The 19,142-nt window shown below is 58.8% G+C and carries 19 protein-coding genes; 11 read left to right on the top strand and 8 right to left on the bottom strand.

Annotated features, from left to right (window positions below):
• The 5 genes from ACIOZM_RS26050 to ACIOZM_RS26030 all read left to right on the top strand — a co-directional run.
• The coding region (locus ACIOZM_RS26050) for a homoserine dehydrogenase (RefSeq protein ID WP_401219118.1) at positions 1-951 on the top strand (951 nt) is incomplete at its 5' end.
• A 66-nt stretch (positions 952-1,017) separates the two neighbouring features.
• The gene (gene thrC, locus ACIOZM_RS26045) at positions 1,018-2,427 is read left to right on the top strand and encodes a threonine synthase (protein WP_401219116.1); all 1,410 of its coding nucleotides are present in this window, start codon (positions 1,018-1,020) and stop codon (positions 2,425-2,427) included.
• A 119-nt stretch (positions 2,428-2,546) separates the two neighbouring features.
• Positions 2,547-3,914 carry a transporter substrate-binding domain-containing protein gene (locus ACIOZM_RS26040; RefSeq protein ID WP_401219115.1) on the top strand — a complete coding sequence of 456 codons (1,368 nt, stop codon included), beginning with the start codon at positions 2,547-2,549 and terminating at the stop codon, positions 3,912-3,914.
• Positions 3,915-4,030: 116 nt separating this feature from the next.
• The gene (locus tag ACIOZM_RS26035) at positions 4,031-4,438 is read left to right on the top strand and encodes a DNA-binding protein (protein ID WP_401219112.1); all 408 of its coding nucleotides are present in this window, start codon (positions 4,031-4,033) and stop codon (positions 4,436-4,438) included.
• Positions 4,439-4,615: 177 nt separating this feature from the next.
• Positions 4,616-4,897, top strand: coding sequence for a DUF3509 domain-containing protein (locus tag ACIOZM_RS26030; protein ID WP_401219109.1), 282 nt, complete (start codon positions 4,616-4,618; stop codon positions 4,895-4,897).
• A gap of 172 nt (positions 4,898-5,069) precedes the next feature.
• On the opposite strand, the gene ACIOZM_RS26025 is transcribed toward ACIOZM_RS26030, so the two are convergent.
• Complete coding sequence (locus tag ACIOZM_RS26025; RefSeq protein WP_401219106.1) at positions 5,070-5,996, bottom strand: TIGR02285 family protein; 927 nt, start codon at positions 5,994-5,996, stop codon at positions 5,070-5,072.
• Positions 5,977-7,176, bottom strand: coding sequence for a CaiB/BaiF CoA transferase family protein (locus tag ACIOZM_RS26020; protein WP_401219104.1), 1,200 nt, complete (start codon positions 7,174-7,176; stop codon positions 5,977-5,979). Before ACIOZM_RS26020 ends, ACIOZM_RS26025 begins: the two co-directional genes overlap by 20 nt.
• Before the next feature lie 146 nt (positions 7,177-7,322).
• Between ACIOZM_RS26020 and ACIOZM_RS26015 the strand changes: the two genes are divergently transcribed.
• The 3 genes from ACIOZM_RS26015 to ACIOZM_RS26005 all read left to right on the top strand — a co-directional run bounded on the left by ACIOZM_RS26015 (position 7,323) and on the right by ACIOZM_RS26005 (position 10,987).
• Positions 7,323-7,865 carry a YaeQ family protein gene (locus tag ACIOZM_RS26015; protein WP_401219101.1) on the top strand — a complete coding sequence of 181 codons (543 nt, stop codon included), beginning with the start codon at positions 7,323-7,325 and terminating at the stop codon, positions 7,863-7,865.
• 51 nt (positions 7,866-7,916) lie between these two features.
• On the top strand, positions 7,917-9,626 hold the full coding sequence (gene recJ / locus ACIOZM_RS26010) for a single-stranded-DNA-specific exonuclease RecJ (protein WP_401219098.1): 1,710 nt from the start codon (positions 7,917-7,919) through the stop codon (positions 9,624-9,626).
• A gap of 254 nt (positions 9,627-9,880) precedes the next feature.
• On the top strand, positions 9,881-10,987 hold the full coding sequence (locus ACIOZM_RS26005; protein ID WP_401219095.1) for an NADH:flavin oxidoreductase/NADH oxidase: 1,107 nt from the start codon (positions 9,881-9,883) through the stop codon (positions 10,985-10,987).
• Positions 10,988-11,166: 179 nt separating this feature from the next.
• On the opposite strand, the gene ACIOZM_RS26000 is transcribed toward ACIOZM_RS26005, so the two are convergent.
• Positions 11,167-12,795 carry a glucan biosynthesis protein D gene (locus ACIOZM_RS26000; protein ID WP_401219093.1) on the bottom strand — a complete coding sequence of 543 codons (1,629 nt, stop codon included), beginning with the start codon at positions 12,793-12,795 and terminating at the stop codon, positions 11,167-11,169.
• Between the two features lie 402 nt (positions 12,796-13,197).
• Here ACIOZM_RS26000 and ACIOZM_RS25995 point away from each other — a divergent pair, with 402 nt between their 5' ends.
• Positions 13,198-13,383, top strand: a complete 186-nt coding sequence (locus ACIOZM_RS25995; protein ID WP_016986386.1) for a hypothetical protein — start codon at positions 13,198-13,200, stop codon at positions 13,381-13,383.
• Here the strand turns inward: ACIOZM_RS25995 and ACIOZM_RS25990 are convergent.
• Entirely contained in the window at positions 13,380-13,520 is a 141-nt protein-coding gene (locus tag ACIOZM_RS25990) for a hypothetical protein (protein WP_401219090.1), read from the bottom strand. The two genes, ACIOZM_RS25995 and ACIOZM_RS25990, sit on opposite strands and share 4 nt — an antisense overlap.
• 36 nt (positions 13,521-13,556) lie before the next feature.
• Here ACIOZM_RS25990 and ACIOZM_RS25985 point away from each other — a divergent pair, with 36 nt between their 5' ends.
• Together ACIOZM_RS25985 and ACIOZM_RS25980 are read left to right on the top strand one after the other, a co-directional pair.
• Positions 13,557-13,811 carry a hypothetical protein gene (locus tag ACIOZM_RS25985; protein WP_401219087.1) on the top strand — a complete coding sequence of 85 codons (255 nt, stop codon included), beginning with the start codon at positions 13,557-13,559 and terminating at the stop codon, positions 13,809-13,811.
• Positions 13,812-13,816: 5 nt separating this feature from the next.
• A complete protein-coding gene (locus ACIOZM_RS25980; RefSeq protein WP_401219084.1) occupies positions 13,817-14,053 on the top strand; it encodes a hypothetical protein in 237 nt (78 codons plus the stop codon).
• 58 nt (positions 14,054-14,111) lie between these two features.
• Here the strand turns inward: ACIOZM_RS25980 and ACIOZM_RS25975 are convergent, their stop codons facing one another.
• The 4 genes from ACIOZM_RS25975 to ACIOZM_RS25960 all read right to left on the bottom strand — a co-directional run bounded on the left by ACIOZM_RS25975 (position 14,112) and on the right by ACIOZM_RS25960 (position 19,142).
• Entirely contained in the window at positions 14,112-15,596 is a 1,485-nt protein-coding gene (locus ACIOZM_RS25975; protein ID WP_401219081.1) for an APC family permease, read from the bottom strand.
• A gap of 220 nt (positions 15,597-15,816) precedes the next feature.
• On the bottom strand, positions 15,817-17,241 hold the full coding sequence (locus tag ACIOZM_RS25970) for a gamma-aminobutyraldehyde dehydrogenase (protein ID WP_401219079.1): 1,425 nt from the start codon (positions 17,239-17,241) through the stop codon (positions 15,817-15,819).
• Between the two features lie 166 nt (positions 17,242-17,407).
• Entirely contained in the window at positions 17,408-18,217 is an 810-nt protein-coding gene (locus tag ACIOZM_RS25965; RefSeq protein ID WP_401219076.1) for an ABC transporter permease, read from the bottom strand.
• On the bottom strand, positions 18,207-19,142 hold the full coding sequence (locus tag ACIOZM_RS25960; RefSeq protein ID WP_401219073.1) for an ABC transporter permease: 936 nt from the start codon (positions 19,140-19,142) through the stop codon (positions 18,207-18,209). Before ACIOZM_RS25960 ends, ACIOZM_RS25965 begins: the two co-directional genes overlap by 11 nt.

Below are 19,142 nucleotides of genomic sequence, written 5' to 3'. Positions count from 1 at the left end.
GAGAAAGGCGTGATCGTGGCGTTCGAAGCGGCTGTGGCCGGTGGCATTCCAGTGATCAAGGCGATCCGTGAAGGCCTGTCCGCCAACCGCATCAACTGGGTGGCCGGGATCATCAACGGCACCGGCAACTTCATCCTCACCGAGATGCGCGAGAAGGGCCGTACGTTTGAAGACGTACTGGTCGAAGCTCAGGCACTGGGTTACGCCGAAGCTGACCCAACGTTCGACGTTGAAGGCATCGATGCGGCGCACAAGCTGACGATTCTGGCTTCGATTGCTTTCGGCATTCCGCTGCAGTTCGACAAGGCCTACACCGAAGGCATCACCAAGCTGACCACCGCTGACGTGAACTACGCCGAAGCGCTGGGTTATCGCATCAAGCACCTGGGCGTAGCCCGCAGCACTGCCGCCGGCATCGAGCTGCGTGTACACCCGACGCTGATCCCGGCTGATCGCCTGATCGCCAACGTCAACGGTGTGATGAACGCGGTAATGGTCAACGGTGACGCTGCCGGTTCGACCCTGTTCTACGGCGCTGGCGCCGGCATGGAGCCGACCGCTTCGTCGGTGATCGCCGACCTGGTGGACGTGGTTCGCGCGATGACTTCGGACCCGGAAAACCGCGTGCCGCATCTGGCGTTCCAGCCGGATTCGCTGTCGGCTCATCCGATCCTGCCGATCGAAGCCTGCGAAAGCGCTTACTACCTGCGCATTCAGGCCAAGGACCATCCGGGCGTGCTGGCACAAGTGGCGAGCATCCTCTCGGAGCGCGGCATCAACATCGAGTCGATCATGCAGAAGGAAGTCGAGGAGCATGATGGCCTGGTGCCAATGATCCTGCTGACCCATCGCGTACTGGAACAGCACATCAACGATGCGATTGCTGCCCTGGAAGCGTTGGCCGGTGTGGTAGGTCCGGTTGTGCGTATCCGCGTCGAGCACCTGAACTAAGTCGTCATCGTGTACCGGGCCTACACGTGGGCCCGGCATAACGAACACTCTGCATTGGAGTCAGTCATGCGTTACATCAGTACCCGCGGCCAGGCACCGGCCCTGAATTTCGAAGACGTCCTGCTGGCTGGTCTTGCCACCGACGGCGGTCTGTACGTCCCGGAAGTCCTGCCACGTTTCACTCAGGAAGAGATCGCTTCCTGGGCCGGCCTGCCGTATCACGAACTGGCTTTCCGGGTCATGCGCCCGTTTGTTACCGGCAGCATTCCGGACGCCGATTTCAAAAAGATTCTCGAAGAAACCTACGGCGTGTTCTCGCACAGCGCCGTTGCACCGCTGCGTCAGTTGAACGGCAACGAGTGGGTACTGGAGCTGTTCCACGGCCCGACCCTTGCGTTCAAGGACTTCGCCCTGCAACTGCTCGGTCGTCTGCTCGATTACGTGCTGGAAAAACGCGGCGAGCGCGTAGTGATCGTCGGCGCTACCTCCGGTGATACCGGTTCGGCCGCCATCGAAGGCTGCAAGCACTGCGAAAACGTCGACATCTTCATCCTGCACCCGCACAACCGTGTATCGGAAGTGCAGCGTCGCCAGATGACGACCATCTTCGGCGAGAACATCCACAACATCGCCATCGAAGGCAACTTCGATGACTGCCAGGAAATGGTCAAGAACAGCTTCGCCGACCAGAGCTTCCTCAAAGGCACACGTCTGGTGGCAGTCAACTCGATCAACTGGGCGCGGATCATGGCCCAGATCGTTTACTACTTCCACGCAGCCCTGCAGTTGGGCGGCCCGGCACGTTCGGTATCGTTCTCGGTGCCGACCGGCAACTTTGGCGACATTTTCGCCGGATACCTGGCGCGCAACATGGGCCTGCCGATCAACCAGTTGATCGTCGCCACCAACCGCAACGACATCCTGCACCGCTTCATGAGCGGCAATCAGTACGTCAAGGAAACCCTGCACGCCACGCTGTCGCCGTCGATGGACATCATGGTGTCATCGAACTTCGAACGTCTGCTGTTCGACCTGCACGGTCGCAACGGTGCGGCGATTGCCGGTCTGATGGACGCGTTCAAGCAGGGCGGTGGTTTCAGCGTCGAGCAAGAACGCTGGACCGAAGCTCGCAAGCTGTTCGACTCGCTGGCCGTGGACGATGCGCAAACCTGCGAGACCATCGCCGAAGTCTATGAGCAGACCGGTGAAGTACTCGACCCGCACACCGCAATCGGTGTCAGAGCCGCGCGCGAGTGCCGTCGCAGCCTCGACATCCCGATGGTGATTCTGGGCACAGCCCACCCGGTCAAATTCCCTGATGCAGTGGAAAAAGCCGGTGTAGGAAAAGCGCTCGCACTGCCTGCACATCTTTCTGATTTGTTTGAGCGAAACGAGCGCTGCACGGTTCTGCCGAACGACCTGAAAGCCGTGCAAGCCTTTGTCAGCCAGCATGGCAACCGCGGCAAGCCGCTTTAAGCCCGAAAAGCTGTCACATTTTGAAGCCCGTCTCCTGACGGGCTTTTTTGTTTCTGCTGCCACACTGCTCGGGTTTTCGCCCATGGAAGACGGGTGAGTCGATCACGAAGGAAGTGGCAATGCTGTTTGAAAGAGGATGGAAGCACACCCTGAACCGGGTTCTTTTATTGTGTTTGTTGAGCGCTGCACGCCTCGCTGAAGCGGCGCAACTGGCGCTGCATGACGAGGAAAAACTGAACATCGGTCGCATTGAGCTGAATGAGGGCGAGCGTCAGTGGATTCGCGATAACCCCGAGGTCATCGTCGCCTCGGTGCAATATCCGTTGTATCTGTTCCAGGATGAACACGGTCATTGGAGCGGCCTCAACAGCGACGTGCTCAAGCGCATCGGCGCCATGACCGGGTTGCAGTTCGTTTACCGCGAGTCGTTCTCCACCGATCAATTGCTTGAGCGCCTCGAAAGTGGGGCGGCAGATATGGCGACGACCTTGGCGATGAACGATGAGCGCAGGGCAACTCTGGACTTCAGTCATGCTTTCGGTGGAGCTGGCTGGGTGTTTGTCGGCCGTGCGGGCGAACCCTCTGTGGAATCGCTGGAGCAGTTGGTCAAACGGGTGCTGGTATTGCCCGTCAGGCATGCGCTGGAGGGAAGTATTCGCCGCGATTACCCCTCCATCCACATACATTCGGTAAAAACCTACGCCGAGGCCAGGGCGCTGGTCGAAAGCGGCGAAGCCTATGCCACCATCGAAAACGAAATCGGTGCGCAACTTTACCCTTCCGGGTTGCTCAAGGTCGGCGATCTGCTGGAGGGCAAATGGGAGGCCGATCATCTGGTGGTGCGCAAGGGCCAACCGGAGTTGTTGAGCATCCTCAATAAGGCGCTGGAGGCGTTTCCCGCCTCCGAATTACGCACTCTGCGCCTGAAATGGCTGAGTGGAATCGGGCCTAAGCCGATATCCACAAGGCAGCGTTTTGCCGAACTGGGTTGCTGGGTACTTTTGGCAGGCAGCATTTTTGGCGTGCTGTCTTTGCTGTGGAATCGACGATTGGCGGCGGTGATCAAGCAACGCCGGGAAGTTGAAAAGGATCTGGGTGATCAGTTGGTTTTCCAGCATGCGCTGATCGATGCCATGCCCGACCCGGTGTTCGTCCGCGATCTGGAGGGGCGTCTGATCCTCTGCAACAAGAGTTACGAAGACGCCTTGTCGGTTCGCTTCGATCAGGTTCAAGGACGCCGCCTGATTGATGTTGATGTGCTGCCCAAATCCACGGCGAAGGTATTGCACGATGAATTCCTCGCCCAACTCCGGACGCGTAGAACGCGTTTCAGCAAGCGCCGTTTGCAATTCAACGACGGCACCCGCGAAATCTACCAATGGACGGTGCCTTTTTACAGCGCGGATGGTGAGTTACGCGGCCTGCTCGGCGGCTGGACGGATATCACTCTGCGCGAAGATGGCCTGGAGGGGTTTTGTCCTGGTTGAAGTTAGGAAAATTCCTATAAGTTGCGATGCCTTTTCCGATGGGAGCCTCAAGGAGGCTGCCCTAGAGTGGACGGCATCCACGGGAGAGTCCGTGACTGCCGTTTCAGAGGTCGCCCATGCGTACGCTCAAAGTCCTGATTCTTGAACCCAATCCTTACCGGCTCATGGCCTTGCATCAGATGCTCAACGCGGTCGGTATTTATGACGTACTGACCGCCCCGTCGCTGGCATCGGCGCAGTGCTCGCTGGAGCGTCGTGCCCAGGTCGACATCGCCATCTGCGACCCACAACTGAGCGGCGGGGAGGGCATGGCACTGATCCGGCACTTGCTTGCCGAACAAGAGGCCCGGGCCTTGATCCTGCTGGGTCGCATGGCCCCGGGTGTACTGACTGACCTGGAAGCCATGCTGAGCGAGCATGAACTGCAACTGTTGGGGCGCCTGCAAACCCCCGTTTCGGCGGTGTTGATGAGAGGCTTGCTGGACGACTACCTGCAATCTGCGCAACGACCGCTCAGCGTTTGAAGGCGCCGGTTATTTTTCTGTCATCTTCGCCGTGCATGCTCTGACAGACCGGTGATGCCTCAGGGATGAGGCCGATATACAGAACTTTCTTCTCGGGCCAGTGGTCATTTATTGTGAACACGCCCCAGGCACCATGCCCCAGACACAATGTTTTCGGACTATTGAGTGGAGATCGAGATGGAAAGTATCAGTCTATTGCTCGGTGAGGCTCTGAGCCCGTATCAGGTGACGTTGACTCCGTGCGGTTCCCATGGCGAGTGCCTGGTGACCTTGAAGAGCGGCAACGGCGCTATCGTGGTGGAGCGCGAATTCAATCAGGCGCAACTGACCGACAAGCGTCTGCTGACAGATGTCGTCGACGGCTTGCACCGTGACGTGATGATCGCCGAAGGGCGGCTGGAACCCTGCGTTATCGCGGCGTTGCGCAATGCGGCTCTGGACAAGCGTCCGGCGCTGTGAAAATGAACTTTATTTTATCGGAACCTTCCGGGGTCCCGGTCAGTCAGACCTTGTAACAGCAGGATCAAGCATTGTGCTCCGGTGCTTGTCGCTTGCTGCTACGGGTCCTTATGTAGGCCACGTTTAACCCCGAGTCGTCTCCCCACTTCTCGGGGTTTCTTTTGTCCGCGATTTATTGCGCAGCCTGTTTCTCGAAGAAAATTCGCGCCTGTTCCAGATAGTCCTCACGCCGCTCGGGATCGAGCCAGTTGGCGTAGAGCTGGTCCAGATGAGCGTGGGGCAGGGCGCGCAACAGTTGATTGATCTCGCGGATTGCTTGGCGTCCCTGAGTTGTGTCGGAGCAACCGACATAACCAGACAGGTATTTGCCCGTGCCCTGAACGGGATAGAACACCAACTCGTCCTCGGGGATTTGCGCCAGATGCGCCTGATAGCGAATCTCCGGCCAATACCCCAACACCACCTGCAAGCGGCCCAGACGCTGCATCAACAACAGACTGTTCAAAGCGTCATTGCCGTAGTGCGGCGTCAGTGCGCCGCTGGGTGCCTGACGGAGCAAGTTATCGAGCACTTCGCCGTAACTGCGCTCGGCCACCACCCCGATTTTTTTCTCGCCATTGGCCAGAAAGGCTGCCAGATCGACTTCGCCATCGACCACAAAAGGGTCGAGTACGGCGCGATCTTTCTTACGCACGACCAGGCCATTGCTGACAGCGCGGAACGCCGGAATCGAGAACGCAATCCACTGCGTGCGCTCCTTGCTCCAGACCAGCGACGGGTCGCAGACAAAACTCGATTCGTGAAGCATTTGCATGCCACGGGCGCGATTGACCCGCATCAGGCTGTGTTCGTATTGCGGCATGCCGGCGATCAGCGCCGGCATCAGTTGATCGATGACGCCCTGACCCTTTTTCTCTCCTTCGAAAATGGTCAGCGGCGGCAGGTCGCGCAGTAGCCAGATCAGCGTTGGTTTTGCCTGCGCCCATGTCGGCAGAACCAGCAGAAAAAGCAGGCCGAACAGGCGCCACGTCCACCAGTGGTGGGCGTGGTTGGCGGTCGAATATTTCCGAGGTTTCAGCTTAGATAGCCCCATCTTCACGCAGTTTGGCGATCTGTCGCTCGTCGTAACCAAGATCGTGAAGTACCTGCGCGTTGTGTTCACCGAGCTGCGGTCCGACCCATTCGGAAGTGCCCGGTGTCTCAGAGAGTTTCGGCACGATACCCGGCATCTTGAAGGGTGTGCCATCCGGCAGTTTGGCGTGCAGGAACATCTCCCGGGCCAGGTACTGCGGATCGGTGAACATGTCTTCGGCACTGAAGATCCGGCTGGCCGGGACTTCAGCCTGATTGAGCAGATCGAGCACAGTCTGCAACGGCAGCGAGTTGACCCAGCGATCGATTACGCCATACAACTCATCACGGCGGTTATCGCGCCCGTCGTTGCTGGCCAGCGTCGGATCGTTGGCCAGATCTTCGCGGCCAATGATCAGCATGAAACGTTTGAAGATCGCATCGCCGTTGGCGCCGATCTGCACATGTTTGCCATCGGCGCTGGTGTGGATCGACGACGGGGTGATGCCGGGCATGATGTTGCCGGTGCGTTCGCGAATGAAACCGAACACATCGAACTCCGGAACCATGCTTTCCATCATCGCGAAAATCGCTTCATACAGCGCCACATCGACCACTTGACCGAGCCCGCCGTTGACCTCGCGATGACGCAGCGCCATCAGCGCACCAATCACGCCCCACAGCGCGGCAATCGAGTCGCCGATGGAGATGCCGGTGCGTACTGGCGGACGGTCTTCAAAACCGGTGATGTAGCGCAGGCCACCCATGGACTCACCGACTGCGCCGAACCCCGGCTGATCTTTCATCGGCCCGGTCTGGCCAAAGCCTGATAGACGCACCATCACCAGTTTCGGATTGAGCGCGTGCAGGGTTTCCCAGCTCAGGCCGAGTTTTTCCAGCACGCCGGGGCGGAAGTTCTCGATAAGGATATCGGCTTCACTGAGCAGTTTCTTCAGGATCGCCAGGCCATCTGGATGCTTGAGATTGAGCGTCAGCGACTTCTTGTTGCGCGCCTGAACGAACCACCACAACGAGGTGCCTTCGTACAACTTGCGCCACTTGCGCAACGGATCGCCGCCGTCCGGCGATTCGATCTTGATGATTTCTGCGCCGAACTCGCCGCAAATGCGCGAGGCAAACGGCCCGGCAATCAATGTACCCAATTCAATGACTTTCAGACCGCTGAGCGGCTTATTGGCAAACGGCATGCTGAATCCTGTAGGACAAGGTTGAGCGGATACAGGGTTTTAACATAGCCGGCTGTCAGCCGCTCATGGTTGATCGCCATCAATTGGTTGATTGCCTACAGCATCGGTTAGACTTGCCGACTTTCCTCGTATCAAGAAGCCCGTTCATGGCCCAGCCGTCCACCACCTATAAATTCGAACTGAACCTCACCGACCTCGACCGCAACGTCTATGAGAGCGTGAAGCAGACCATCGCCCGTCACCCTTCGGAAACCGAAGAGCGCATGACCGTGCGGCTGCTGGCCTACGCCCTCTGGTACAACGAGCAGTTGTCGTTTGGCCGTGGTCTGTCGGACGTGGACGAACCTGCCTTGTGGGAAAAGAGCCTGGACGACCGCGTCCTGCACTGGATCGAGGTCGGCCAGCCGGACTCTGATCGCCTGACCTGGTGCTCGCGTCGTACCGAACGCACCAGTCTGCTCGCCTACGGCAGCCTGCGCGTCTGGGAAACCAAGGTGATCCCGGCGATCAAGAACCTGAAAAACGTCAACATCGCTGCGGTCCCGCAGGAAGTGCTGGAAGTTCTGGCCAAGGACATGCCCCGCGTCATCAAGTGGGACGTAATGATCAGCGAAGGGACGATTTTCGTCACCGACGACCGTGGTCAACACGAAGTCCAGTTGCAATGGTTGCAGGGCGAACGCGGCTGATTCCGCACCGCTGATAAATCCCACGTATTCAAGAGAAGCTTCCGTCACCCCATGCGTATCGAACCTCGCCAACTGCCTGCCACTCTGCCATTTCTCGGTGATCTTCCGCCCCTGCTGACGCGTCTGTATGCGGCGCGGGGTGTGCAGTCCGAGGCGGAACTGGACAAAAGCCTGGCGCGGTTGATTCCGTACCAGCAGCTCAAGGGTATCGACGCGGCGGTGGATCTGCTGGTGACGGCGCTGGAGCAACGCCAGCGGATTCTGATCGTCGGTGACTTCGATGCCGATGGCGCCACCGCCAGTACCGTCGGCGTGCTCGGTTTGCGTTTGCTCGGTGCGGCGCATGTCGATTATCTCGTGCCAAACCGCTTCGAATACGGCTATGGCCTGACCCCGGAAATCGTCGAAGTCGCCCTGACTCGCGAGCCGCAATTGCTGATCACGGTCGACAACGGTATCTCCAGTGTTGAAGGCGTGGCGGCGGCGAAGAACGCCGGGCTCAAGGTACTGATCACCGACCACCACTTGCCCGGCGATGAACTGCCGCAGGCCGATGCGCTGGTCAATCCCAACCAGCCAGGCTGCGAGTTTCCGAGCAAGGCGCTGGCCGGGGTCGGGGTGATTTTTTATGTGTTGATGGCATTGCGTGCGCGCCTGCGCAGCCTCGGCTGGTACGAGAGCAAGCCACAACCGAACATTGGTGAACTGCTCGATCTGGTGGCGCTGGGCAGCGTCGCTGACGTGGTGCCGCTGGATGCCAACAACCGGATTCTGGTGCATCAGGGCCTTGAGCGGATTCGCGCCGGTCGCGCACGACCGGGGATCAAAGCGATTCTCGAAGTGGCCAAGCGTGACGCGACGCGAATCACTTCGACCGATCTGGGTTTTATCGTTGGCCCACGCTTGAACGCGGCGGGGCGCCTGGACGACATGAGTATTGGCATCGAATGCCTGCTCACCGCAGACGCCAACATGGCCCGGGAAATGGCTGTGCAACTGGATGGCATGAATCAGGATCGCAAATCCATCGAGCAAGGCATGCAGCGCGAGGCGCTGGCGCAGCTCAAGGACTTGCCGGTGGAATCGATGCCGTTCGGTCTGTGCCTGTTCGATCCGGAGTGGCACCAGGGCGTCATCGGCATTCTTGCCTCGCGGATGAAAGAGCGATATTTCCGCCCGACGATTGCTTTCGCCGACGCCGGTGATGGCCTGCTCAAGGGCTCGGGGCGTTCAGTGCAGGGTTTCCACATTCGTGACGCGTTGAGTGTGGTGGCGGCGCAGCATCCGAATCTGATCGCCAAGTACGGCGGTCACGCGATGGCGGCCGGTCTGACCTTGCCGCAGGAGAATTTTCCGTTGTTCGCCGAGGCATTCGACGCCGAAGTGCGTAGGCAACTTCGCGAAGAAGACCTGACCGGGCGCCTGCTGTCGGACGGCACCTTGGCGGTCGAAGAATTTCACCTGGAACTGGCCCGCGCCCTGCGCCATGCCGGGCCCTGGGGGCAGCACTTCCCGGAGCCGCTGTTTCATGGCGTGTTTCAACTGGTCGAGCAGCGGGTGGTTGGCGAGCGGCATCTTAAAGTGGTGCTGAAAAGCGAATGTGGTTCGGTGAAACTCGACGGTATCGCCTTCGGCATCGACCGCGACATCTGGCCGAATCCGACGATCAAATGGGTCGAACTGGCTTACAAGCTCGACCTCAACGAGTTTCGTGGCAACGAAACCGTGCAACTGATGATCGCCCACATCGAACCGCGCTGAAGGTCAAAAGATCGCAGCGTGCCGCAGCTCCTACATTGAAATGGGATTCCCTGTAGGAGCCGCGGCACGCTGCGATCTTTTCAGGAACCCTCCGAGATCCCCGGTTGTCGACTAGGCTCTAAGCACTGCTTGATTGGCCTTGTGACGTCCTGTCGATTTTTTACCCGCGGGGGCGGGTGCTGCACCTTTTCCTGTCACTCGTCGACTTTTCAAACAGAACCCTGGAGCCTGCCCACTGAAATGAGAGGTGCCCCATGAGTCTGCTGCTTGAACCCTTTACTCTCCGCCAACTGACCTTGCCCAACCGCATCGCCGTATCGCCGATGTGCCAGTATTCGAGCGTCGATGGTCTGGCCAATGACTGGCACCTCGTCCATCTGGGCAGTCGTGCCGTGGGTGGCGCCGGTCTGATATTCACCGAAGCCACGGCGGTCACTGCCGACGGGCGGATCACCGCTGAAGACCTTGGTTTGTGGAACGACGAACAGATCGAGCCACTGCAACGCATCACTCGCTTCATCACCGCGCAAGGCGCAGTCGCCGGTATTCAACTGGCGCATGCCGGGCGCAAGGCCAGCACTCATCGGCCGTGGCTGGGCAAGCACGGCAGCGTCAAACTCGATGATGGCGGCTGGACGCCGGTCGGGCCGTCGCCGATTGCCTTTGACCCGCAACACACTCAACCGACGCAGCTCGATGAAGGGCAGATCGCCGAGGTCATTCAGGCTTTTGTCGATGCAGCAAAACGTGCGCTGACGGCGGGTTTCAGCGTGGTTGAAGTGCACGCCGCTCATGGGTATCTGTTGCATCAGTTTCTCTCGCCGTTGAGCAATCAACGTCGTGATCAGTACGGCGGCTCGTTCGAAAACCGCACCCGGCTGGTGCTGCAAGTCACCGAAGCGGTCAGGGCAGTCTGGCCGGAAGAGTTGCCGGTGTTTGTTCGGGTTTCGGCCACTGATTGGGTCGAAGACGGCTGGAATCCTGATGAAACCGTGGAGCTGGCGCGACGCCTGAAGGCGCTGGGCGTGGACTTGATCGACGTATCTTCGGGGGGCACGGCAGCGAATGCCGAGATTCCGGTCGGGCCTGGTTATCAGACACGCTTCGCTGAACGAGTACGCAAGGAGTCAGGCATCGCCACCGGCACCGTGGGAATGATTACCGAGCCGGCGCAGGCAGAACACATTCTGCGCACCTGTCAGGCCGATATCATCTTCCTCGCCCGCGAGCTGCTGCGTGATCCGTACTGGCCGCTGCACGCCGATGATGATCTGGGTGGCCGCCAGGCGATATGGCCAGCGCAGTATCAGCGTGCAACCCATCGCGATCAGCCGATTCATGAGTCTGATCTGCGCGATTGATAGCCTGCTGAAACACAAAAGCCCCGGCCAGTGATGGTCGGGGCTTTGTTTTACCTGCGGGTTTCTCTGTTGCCTGTGCTGCCGCCTTCGCTGGCAAGCCAGCTCCCACAGGTTTTCGTGGTGAACTCCTGTGGGAGCTGGCTTGCCAGCGATGAGACCATGTCAGGCACCAGGAACCATCAAGGGTATTTACGCTTGTCCGGCGCTGGCGGGAAGTACTGGTACAACCAGGTTTCACTCAGCGTGCGGTCGTTGGTGCGGATGAACAATCGCAGTTCGACCGGCTCGACGCTGTCGCTGGTCGGGTACCAGTCGAACAGAATCCGGTAGCCCTTGATGTCATCCAGCACCAGAACGCTGAAGTCCTGAACCTTGCCGTTGGAGCAAGTCACCACCGGCTCGATCCCGGTGCCCTGCGGCAGGCGATCCAGACCACCACCAGTGAAATCCACGGCAAAGCGCCGCGCCCAGACTGGCGGGTAATGCTCGCCCGGTGCCCAGCCTTCGGTAAAACCACCCATGCCGGATCGTGTCGCCTGCACGCGCGCCAGCGGCGTGCTGACCGGCGGCAGGGCGCTCCAGTAGAGCTTGTAGCCGTAGTTCAGCGAGTCGCCGGCCGCTACCGGTTTTTTCGGTGTCCAGAACGCGACGATGTTGTCGAGGGTCTCGCCGGTTGTAGGAATTTCCAGCAGATCGATAGAGCCTTCGCCCCAAGCGGTTGTAGGTTCTACCCACAGGCTCGGGCGCTTGCTGTACCAGTCGACGGTGTCCTGATAATTGGCGAACTCGTGATCGGTCTGCACCAGGCCGAAACCCTTCGGATCGGTATCGGCGAACGCGTTGAACTGCAACGTTGCCGGGTTGTTCAGCGGACGGCAGATCCACTCGCCGTTGCCGCGCCACATCGCCAGACGATCCGAGTCGTGAATTTGCGGGTGGATGGTGTCGCACATGCGGCGCTCGTGGTTACCGCAGCTGAACATGCTGGTCATCGGCGAGATGCCCAGTTGTTCGATAGCGGTGCGCGCATTGATGTGGGCGTCGATCTCCATCACCACGCGCTCGGCCTGGCAGTCGATGTCGAAGCGATAGGCGCCGGTTGCGCTCGGCGAATCGAGCAGGGCGTAGACCACAAAGCGGGTCGCGTTCTGGTCGGGTGTTTCGAACCAGAACTTGGTGAAATCCGGGAATTCTTCGCGCTTCTTGGCGTAGGTGTCGATGGCCAGACCGCGTGCCGACAAGCCATATTGGCCAGAGGCGTCTACCGCGCGGAAGTAGCTGGCGCCGAGGAACGACACCACGTCATGGCGATCCAGCTCCGGTGCCTTGAACAGCTTGAAGCCGGCAAAGCCCAGGTCGCCCTTGAGCTGCTGGGTGTCTACCGAAGTGTTCTCGTAGTTGAACAGCGCCGGGCGGAAATGCACTTCGCGGGCGGTACGAGTCTTGGGATCGACGCTGTACATGCGCACCGGTTGGCGGAAACCCATGCCGACGTGGAAGAACTGCACGTCGAGCTGACCCTTGTTCTCTCTCCACAACGAATGTTCGCCGTCGTAGCGGATCGCGTTGAAGTTCTGCGGGGTCATGGTTGCCAGCGTCGGCGGCAGCACCTGTTTAGTGTCCTGATAACCCTTGCCGGCCAGTTGCTTGGCCTGACGCTTCAACTCTTCGAAATCGAATGCCTGCGCCTCGCCATCGGCCGCGCCGCCTGACGCAGCCCAGGCGCGGGTCGCCAACAGGCCGGTGGCCGAAAGACCGGTATAAGCCGCAATGGCCATGGACGCTTTGAGCAAATTCCTGCGGTGCATAAATACAACCTGTCGTGTGCAATCCCGCGCCTTTCCTGGCACGTGCTGGATCAGAAATAACGGTTCGGACATGCCTTCGGCCAAACGCAACGGACTATAAACAGATGCCCGCTAGCTTAAACCGTTCGCTCGCGTTGCAAAATTCGTTCGTTCACGCCGACAGAGTGTCAATGAAACAAGACATGTCGGTTAAATTTCCGACGGGTCTTTCTGATTTTAAGGGCATATCTGCTTTTCTCGACTAATTACTCTAAAAACTGCTTTTCAGCGCCGATTAAATTCCTATTCTAGGGACATGACCGGTACGACCTTCCAGGCCGGTGGGGCACAAGGCGCTGCTGAAAGGAGCAGGGCGATGTGGTGTTTAAGCAGTTTCTGATGTATCGAGAAAAGGACATCTCCATGGCAAAAATCCAAGGTATCACCGACATGCTGGGCATCTTTCCTTGCCTGGGCAGCGGCCGCAAAAGACGCCGACTCAGCTCCGACGAGCTGAAACTGGTGGAGCGCTATCGAGAGCTTTCAGAAGGGGACCGGATTGCGATGCGCTATCTGGTGGATGCGATGCGGAGTGTTTCGCGGTTTTAACCTCGGGATAGCCACAGTGAAAGCCACTTGGCTTTCACTGTGGCCAGATCAATCAACATATTTTCGTCGGCATCGTCGATGCCGATGCAAATGGCTTTCAGGCGCTCGGCACAGTCAATTCTTTTCAGATAAGACATCGCAAAGGTCTCGTTACAGGGGATGATTTCCTCGATGTGACGCATTTTGATTTGCTTCGAAAGTCGGCGACCGGAAAATCGCTTAAAGATTTGCATTCGAAAGCAGACAAGGTTGCCGCGATTGGAGACAGTTTCAGCGTCAATGATGAAATCACCACCGATGGGCGCTGGAATGTTTTGGTTGTAGATGATTTGTTTGATAGCGGGGCGTCGATGGACGCGGCCTGTGCTGTTTTGCGTGAATATCCGAAGATAGGGAGAATCTACGTGGCAGCACTAACTTGGAAGTGAAATCAATGACGACTGTATTTATTGCTGGCTCTATCAACATCAAGAACCTTGATCCGAAGGTTAAAGAGCGTATCAATAATATCGCTGCGTCCAATTTTGAAGTGGGGGGCGGAGACGTCAGTCAGCTCGAAGAGTTGATTGCATTCATGTCCGATCACGCCAAGCAAAAAGCCAATGAAAAAATAAAACTGTTCGAACGTATTTCCTTGCTGAAGCACGATCAGGCAGAGCTTTCTTTTTGACGATGTTTTTCGGCTTTCCTAAACCCCGGCACCTTGTCGGTGCCGGGATCGAACGGTTTTAGCGACTCACCTTCCAGGCATCCCCAGCCGGGGCCTTGCCATGGTCATACGGCTTGCCGATCCACATGTACAACAAGCCCAGCCCGATCACGATCGCCGTGCTCAGCACCATTGCATAGTTCACGTACCACGCCGCATCCGGCGTGCGTGGCCAGGCCATGTTGATGATGGCGCTGACGCCGTAGATCAGCGCGCCGATGTTCACCGGCCAGCCCCAGGCGCCGAGGGTGAATTTGCCGCTCGGTTTCCAGCCTTTGCTGCGGGCGTACAGGGCGGCGAGGACGATCATCTGGAACGCGAGGTAGATGCCGATGGCAGCGAAGCTGACGATGGTCGCCACGGCGTCTTGCAGGAAGAAGCCGAGGGCGATGATCAGGCCGGGCAGGACGCCGGACACGAACAGCGCGGCAACCGGCACTTGGGTTGTAGGAGAAATCTTTTTCAGCAGTCGGCTGCCGACGACCATCTCATCGCGAGCGTAGGAGTACAGCAGACGACTCGCCGCTGCCTGTAGGCTGATGACGCAGGAGATGAAGGAAATCATCACCACACCCATCACCACTTTCGAGCCGACCGGGCCGAAGGCGTTGTTGAGGATGGTGGTGACCGGGTCTTTGTCGGTGCCGTTGATCACCGCTTGCATGTCCGGCACGGCGAGGATCAGCGCCAGACAGGCGAACATTGCCGCGATGCCACCGATGTAGATGGTCATGCGCATTGCAATCGGGATTTGCTTGCTTGGGTTCGGGGTTTCTTCGGCGACGTCACCGCAAGCCTCGAAGCCGTAGTAGAGGAACATCCCCGCCAGTGAAGCGGTGAGGAACGCCGGCAGATACGAGCCATCGACGCTGATGTCGAAGGTGTTGAACAGCACGCTGAGCGGCTGATGACGTTCGAAAACCAGCAGATAAACACCTACGATTACCGCGCCGACCAGTTCGCAGAGAAAGCCGAACATGGCAATGCGCGCCAACACTTTGGTGCCGCTGAGGTTGACCAGCGTGGCGAACAAGGTCAGCACCAGCGCGATGACGATGTTGGTGTTGTTGCTCGGCTCAAAGCCCATCATGGCGGCCAGGTACGGGCCGGCACCGACGGCAACTGCGGCGATGGTGACGCACAGGGCGATGGAGTAAATCCAGCCAACCATCCATGCCCATTTCTTGCCGACAAGACGACGCGCCCAAGGGTAAACGCCGCCAGAAATCGGGAACTGTGAAACCACTTCACCGAAGATCAGGCACACCAGCAACTGGCCGCAACCGACCAGCAAGTAGGCCCAGAACATCGGCGGGCCGCCAGCGGCCAGACACAGGCCAAACAGGGTATAAACCCCTACGACCGGTGACAGATAAGTGAAGCCCAAAGCGAAGTTTTCCCACAGGCTCATGCTGCGGTTGAAGTTCGAGGTGTAGCCCAGTTTGCGCAGTTGTTCGGCATCGCTGTCGGCAACGGCGGCGGAGAGATCGGGTGAGGAACTCATGTGTGTTTTGCTCCGTGAAATCGGCAGATTTCGGATGGCCGAGGCCGTGGCGGGGCTTTATAAGCGCCGCCCGGGTCGGTAGTTATTGTTCTGGGTTGAATCCTGGTGGTGCTGATTGCCGGTTTCTGCCTTGAAGCCGGAGTGACACCATCGCGAGCAGGCTCACTCCTACAAGGAAATCGCATTCCACATGTAGGAGTGAGCATGCTCGCGATGCTTTTTAATGTTTAAACATCACATGCCGAACCGTGGTGTAGTCCTCCAGCCCATACATGGACATGTCCTTGCCATAACCGGACAATTTCTGACCGCCATGAGGCATTTCGCTGACCAGCATGAAGTGCGTATTCACCCAGGTGCAGCCGTACTGCAAACGTGCAGCCAGACGATGGGCGCGTCCTACATCAGCGGTCCACACCGATGACGCAAGGCCGTAGTCCGAATCGTTGGCCCACTCGAGTGCCTGCGCTTCATCGGTGAACTTGGTCACCGACACCACCGGCCCAAAGACTTCGCGGCGAACGATCTCGTCGTCCTGCTGCGCGTCGGCCAACACGGTCGGTTCGAAGAAGAAGCCATTACCGTCCACAGCCTTGCCGCCAGTGATCAAACGGATGTGCGGCTGCGCCACGGCGCGTTCGACGAAACCGGCCACGCGGTCACGATGCTGCGCAGTGATCAACGGACCGAGTTCGGTCGTTGGATCATCCTGCAAACCGTATTTGATAGTGCTGACCGCCGCGCCAAGTTTCTCGACGAACTTGTCGTAGATGCCTTGCTGCGCGTAGATCCGGCACGCCGCCGTGCAATCCTGCCCAGCGTTGTAGAAACCGAAAGTGCGGATGCCTTCCACGGCGGCATCAATGTCGGCGTCATCAAAGATGATCACCGGCGCCTTGCCGCCGAGTTCCATGTGCATACGTTTGACGCTGTCAGCAGTGCTGGAAATGATGTTGGCGCCGGTAGCAATGGAACCAGTCAACGAGACCATGCGCACTTTCGGGTGAGTCACCAGCGGACTGCCGACTGTAGGACCACGGCCGAATACCAGATTGAGCACGCCGGCCGGGAAGATTTCCGACGCCAGTTCGGCCAGACGCAACGCGGTCAGCGGGGTTTGTTCCGACGGCTTGAGTACCACGGTATTACCGGCGGCCAGCGCCGGTGCTATTTTCCAGGCGACCATCATCAGCGGGTAGTTCCACGGCGCGATGGAAGCGATCACGCCGACCGGATCGCGACGGATCATCGAGGTGTGGCCCGGCAAGTATTCACCGCCGGCCGAACCGCTCATGCAACGGCTGGCGCCAGCGAAGAAACGGAACACATCGGCAATCGCCGGGATCTCGTCATTGAGCGCGGCACTGTAGGGTTTGCCGCAGTTGTCGGATTCGAGCTTGGCCAACTCTTCGCCGTGGGCTTCGATGGCGTCGGCAAGTTTCAGAAGCAGCAGCGAGCGATCTTTCGGTGCGGTTTGCGACCAGGCATCGAAGGCATTGTCGGCGGCACGCACGGCGGCATCGACCTGGGCTTCGCTGGCTTCGTTGATTTCCACCAGTACTGCGCCGAGCGAAGGATTGAGCACCGGTTGCGCCGGACCTTCGCCGTTGACCAGTTGGCCGTTGATCAAGAGTTTGGTTTGCATGATTTTGTCCTCTTCGAAGCAATTGTTATTTTTCTGAAGAAACCGAAAACCCTGTGGGAGCGGGCTTGCCCGCGAAGGCAATGTGTCAGCCGCCATCAATGCTGGATGTGACGGCCTCTTCGCGGGCAAGCCCGCTCCCACAGGGATAGTGGTGACTGTTAAATATTCATTTCCCGCCACTACCGGCCACACTCTCGCCACCCCGGGTCAGGTAATAGGCGCCGAGAATCGGCAGCATGGTCACCATCATCACCAGCATGGCGACGACGTTGGTCACCGGCACATCCCGTGGGCGGCTGAGTTGATTGAGCAACCACAACGGCAACGTGCGCTCATGCCCGGCGGTAAACGTGGTGACGATGATCTCGTCGAACGACAGCGCAAAAGCGAGAATGCCGCCCGCCAGCAGCGCCGAGCCGAGACTCGGCAGGATGATGTAGCGGAAGGTCTGCCAGCCATCGGCGCCGAGGTCCATCGAGGCCTCGATCAAACTGTGCGAAGTGCGGCGCAGGCGGGCGATGACGTTGTTGTAGACGATCACCACGCAGAAGGTCGCGTGGCCGACGATGATGGTGAACATCCCCGGTTCGATACCCAGCGTCTTGAACGTCGCCAGCAAGGCAATCCCGGTGATGATCCCCGGCAGCGCAATCGGCAGGATCAGCATCAGCGAAATGCCTTGTTTGCCGAAGAAGTCCCGGCGATACAGCGCCGCCGAAGCGAGGGTGCCGAGGACCATGGCGATCAACGTGGCAATGGATGCGATCTGTAACGACAGCTTGATCGCCTCCAAAACGTCCGGCCGCGAAAACGCCACGCTGAACCAGTGCAGGGTGAAGCCCTTGGGCGGAAAACTGAACGCAGCTTCTTCGGTGTTGAAGGCGTAAAGAAAGATGATCAGGATCGGGAAGTGCAGAAACACCAACCCGCCCCAGGCTGCGATGCGCAAACCAATAGACGCTTTTTCAGAGTGCATCGAAGGCCCCCAGTCGTTTGACGATTGACAGGTAAACCGCGATCAACACAATCGGCACCAGCGTGAACGCCGCCGCCATCGGCATGTTGCCGATCGCACCTTGCTGCGCATAAACCATGCTGCCAACGAAGTAGCCCGGTGGGCCCACCAGTTGCGGCACGATGAAATCACCCAGCGTCAGCGAAAACGTGAAGATCGAGCCCGCCGCAATCCCCGGCACCGACAGCGGCAGAATCACCTGCATGAAGGTCTGGCGCGGCTTGGCGCCAAGGTCAGCGGAAGCTTGCAGCAGTGACGGCGGCAGGCGTTCCAGCGAAGCCTGAATCGGCAGAATCATGAACGGCAGCCAGATGTAGACGAAGACCATGAAGCGCCCCAGATGCGAGGTCGACAACGTGCTGCCGCCGACACCGGGAATCCCCAGAATCAACTGCAACACCGGCTCCAGCCCCAGGTGCTGAACGAACCATTGCGCTACACCACCCTTGGCCAGCAGCAGCGTCCAGGCGTAGGCCTTGACGATGTAACTGGCCCACATCGGCATCATCACTGCGATGTAGAAAAACGCCTTGGTCTTGCCCGTGGTGTAGCGCGCCATGTAGTAGGCAATCGGGAACGCAACGATGGCGCTGGCGATCGATACGGCAATCGCCATGCTCAGCGTGCGCAGGATGATGTCGAAGTTCGACGGCTGAAACAGCGCGGCAAAATTCGCCAGCGTCAGATCCGGCGTGACCGCCATGGTGAAGTCGTCGAAGGTGTAGAAACCTTGCCACAGCAGCACCAGCAGCGAGCCGAGATAGATCGCGCCGAACCACAGCAGCGGCGGCACCAATAGCAACGACAGGTACAGGTTCGGCTTGCGATACAGCAGGTTGGAAAACCTGCGCAGCGGCGGCGATTGAGACATCGCGAGCGTGCTCAT

The organism is Pseudomonas sp. NPDC087346, from assembly GCF_044744235.1.
In the GTDB taxonomy this organism is placed as follows: Bacteria; Pseudomonadota; Gammaproteobacteria; order Pseudomonadales; family Pseudomonadaceae; genus Aquipseudomonas.
This window is presented reverse-complemented; position numbering and strand designations above follow the sequence as displayed.

What these genes read in the sequence shown, in the direction of transcription:
- ACIOZM_RS25960 (WP_401219073.1), bottom strand. Translation starts at nt 19,142, where the DNA reads ATGAGCACGCTCGCGATGTCTCAATCGCCGCCGCTGCGCAGGTTTTCC.
- recJ (WP_401219098.1), top strand. Translation starts at nt 7,917, where the DNA reads ATGCGTATCGAACCTCGCCAACTGCCTGCCACTCTGCCATTTCTCGGT.
- ACIOZM_RS25995 (WP_016986386.1), top strand. Translation starts at nt 13,198, where the DNA reads ATGGCAAAAATCCAAGGTATCACCGACATGCTGGGCATCTTTCCTTGC.
- ACIOZM_RS26040 (WP_401219115.1), top strand. Translation starts at nt 2,547, where the DNA reads ATGCTGTTTGAAAGAGGATGGAAGCACACCCTGAACCGGGTTCTTTTA.
- thrC (WP_401219116.1), top strand. Translation starts at nt 1,018, where the DNA reads ATGCGTTACATCAGTACCCGCGGCCAGGCACCGGCCCTGAATTTCGAA.
- ACIOZM_RS26020 (WP_401219104.1), bottom strand. Translation starts at nt 7,176, where the DNA reads ATGCCGTTTGCCAATAAGCCGCTCAGCGGTCTGAAAGTCATTGAATTG.
- ACIOZM_RS26000 (WP_401219093.1), bottom strand. Translation starts at nt 12,795, where the DNA reads ATGCACCGCAGGAATTTGCTCAAAGCGTCCATGGCCATTGCGGCTTAT.
- ACIOZM_RS25975 (WP_401219081.1), bottom strand. Translation starts at nt 15,596, where the DNA reads ATGAGTTCCTCACCCGATCTCTCCGCCGCCGTTGCCGACAGCGATGCC.
- ACIOZM_RS25980 (WP_401219084.1), top strand. Translation starts at nt 13,817, where the DNA reads ATGACGACTGTATTTATTGCTGGCTCTATCAACATCAAGAACCTTGAT.
- ACIOZM_RS25970 (WP_401219079.1), bottom strand. Translation starts at nt 17,241, where the DNA reads ATGCAAACCAAACTCTTGATCAACGGCCAACTGGTCAACGGCGAAGGT.
- ACIOZM_RS26030 (WP_401219109.1), top strand. Translation starts at nt 4,616, where the DNA reads ATGGAAAGTATCAGTCTATTGCTCGGTGAGGCTCTGAGCCCGTATCAG.
- ACIOZM_RS25965 (WP_401219076.1), bottom strand. Translation starts at nt 18,217, where the DNA reads ATGCACTCTGAAAAAGCGTCTATTGGTTTGCGCATCGCAGCCTGGGGC.
- ACIOZM_RS26005 (WP_401219095.1), top strand. Translation starts at nt 9,881, where the DNA reads ATGAGTCTGCTGCTTGAACCCTTTACTCTCCGCCAACTGACCTTGCCC.
- ACIOZM_RS25990 (WP_401219090.1), bottom strand. Translation starts at nt 13,520, where the DNA reads ATGTCTTATCTGAAAAGAATTGACTGTGCCGAGCGCCTGAAAGCCATT.
- ACIOZM_RS26015 (WP_401219101.1), top strand. Translation starts at nt 7,323, where the DNA reads ATGGCCCAGCCGTCCACCACCTATAAATTCGAACTGAACCTCACCGAC.
- ACIOZM_RS26035 (WP_401219112.1), top strand. Translation starts at nt 4,031, where the DNA reads ATGCGTACGCTCAAAGTCCTGATTCTTGAACCCAATCCTTACCGGCTC.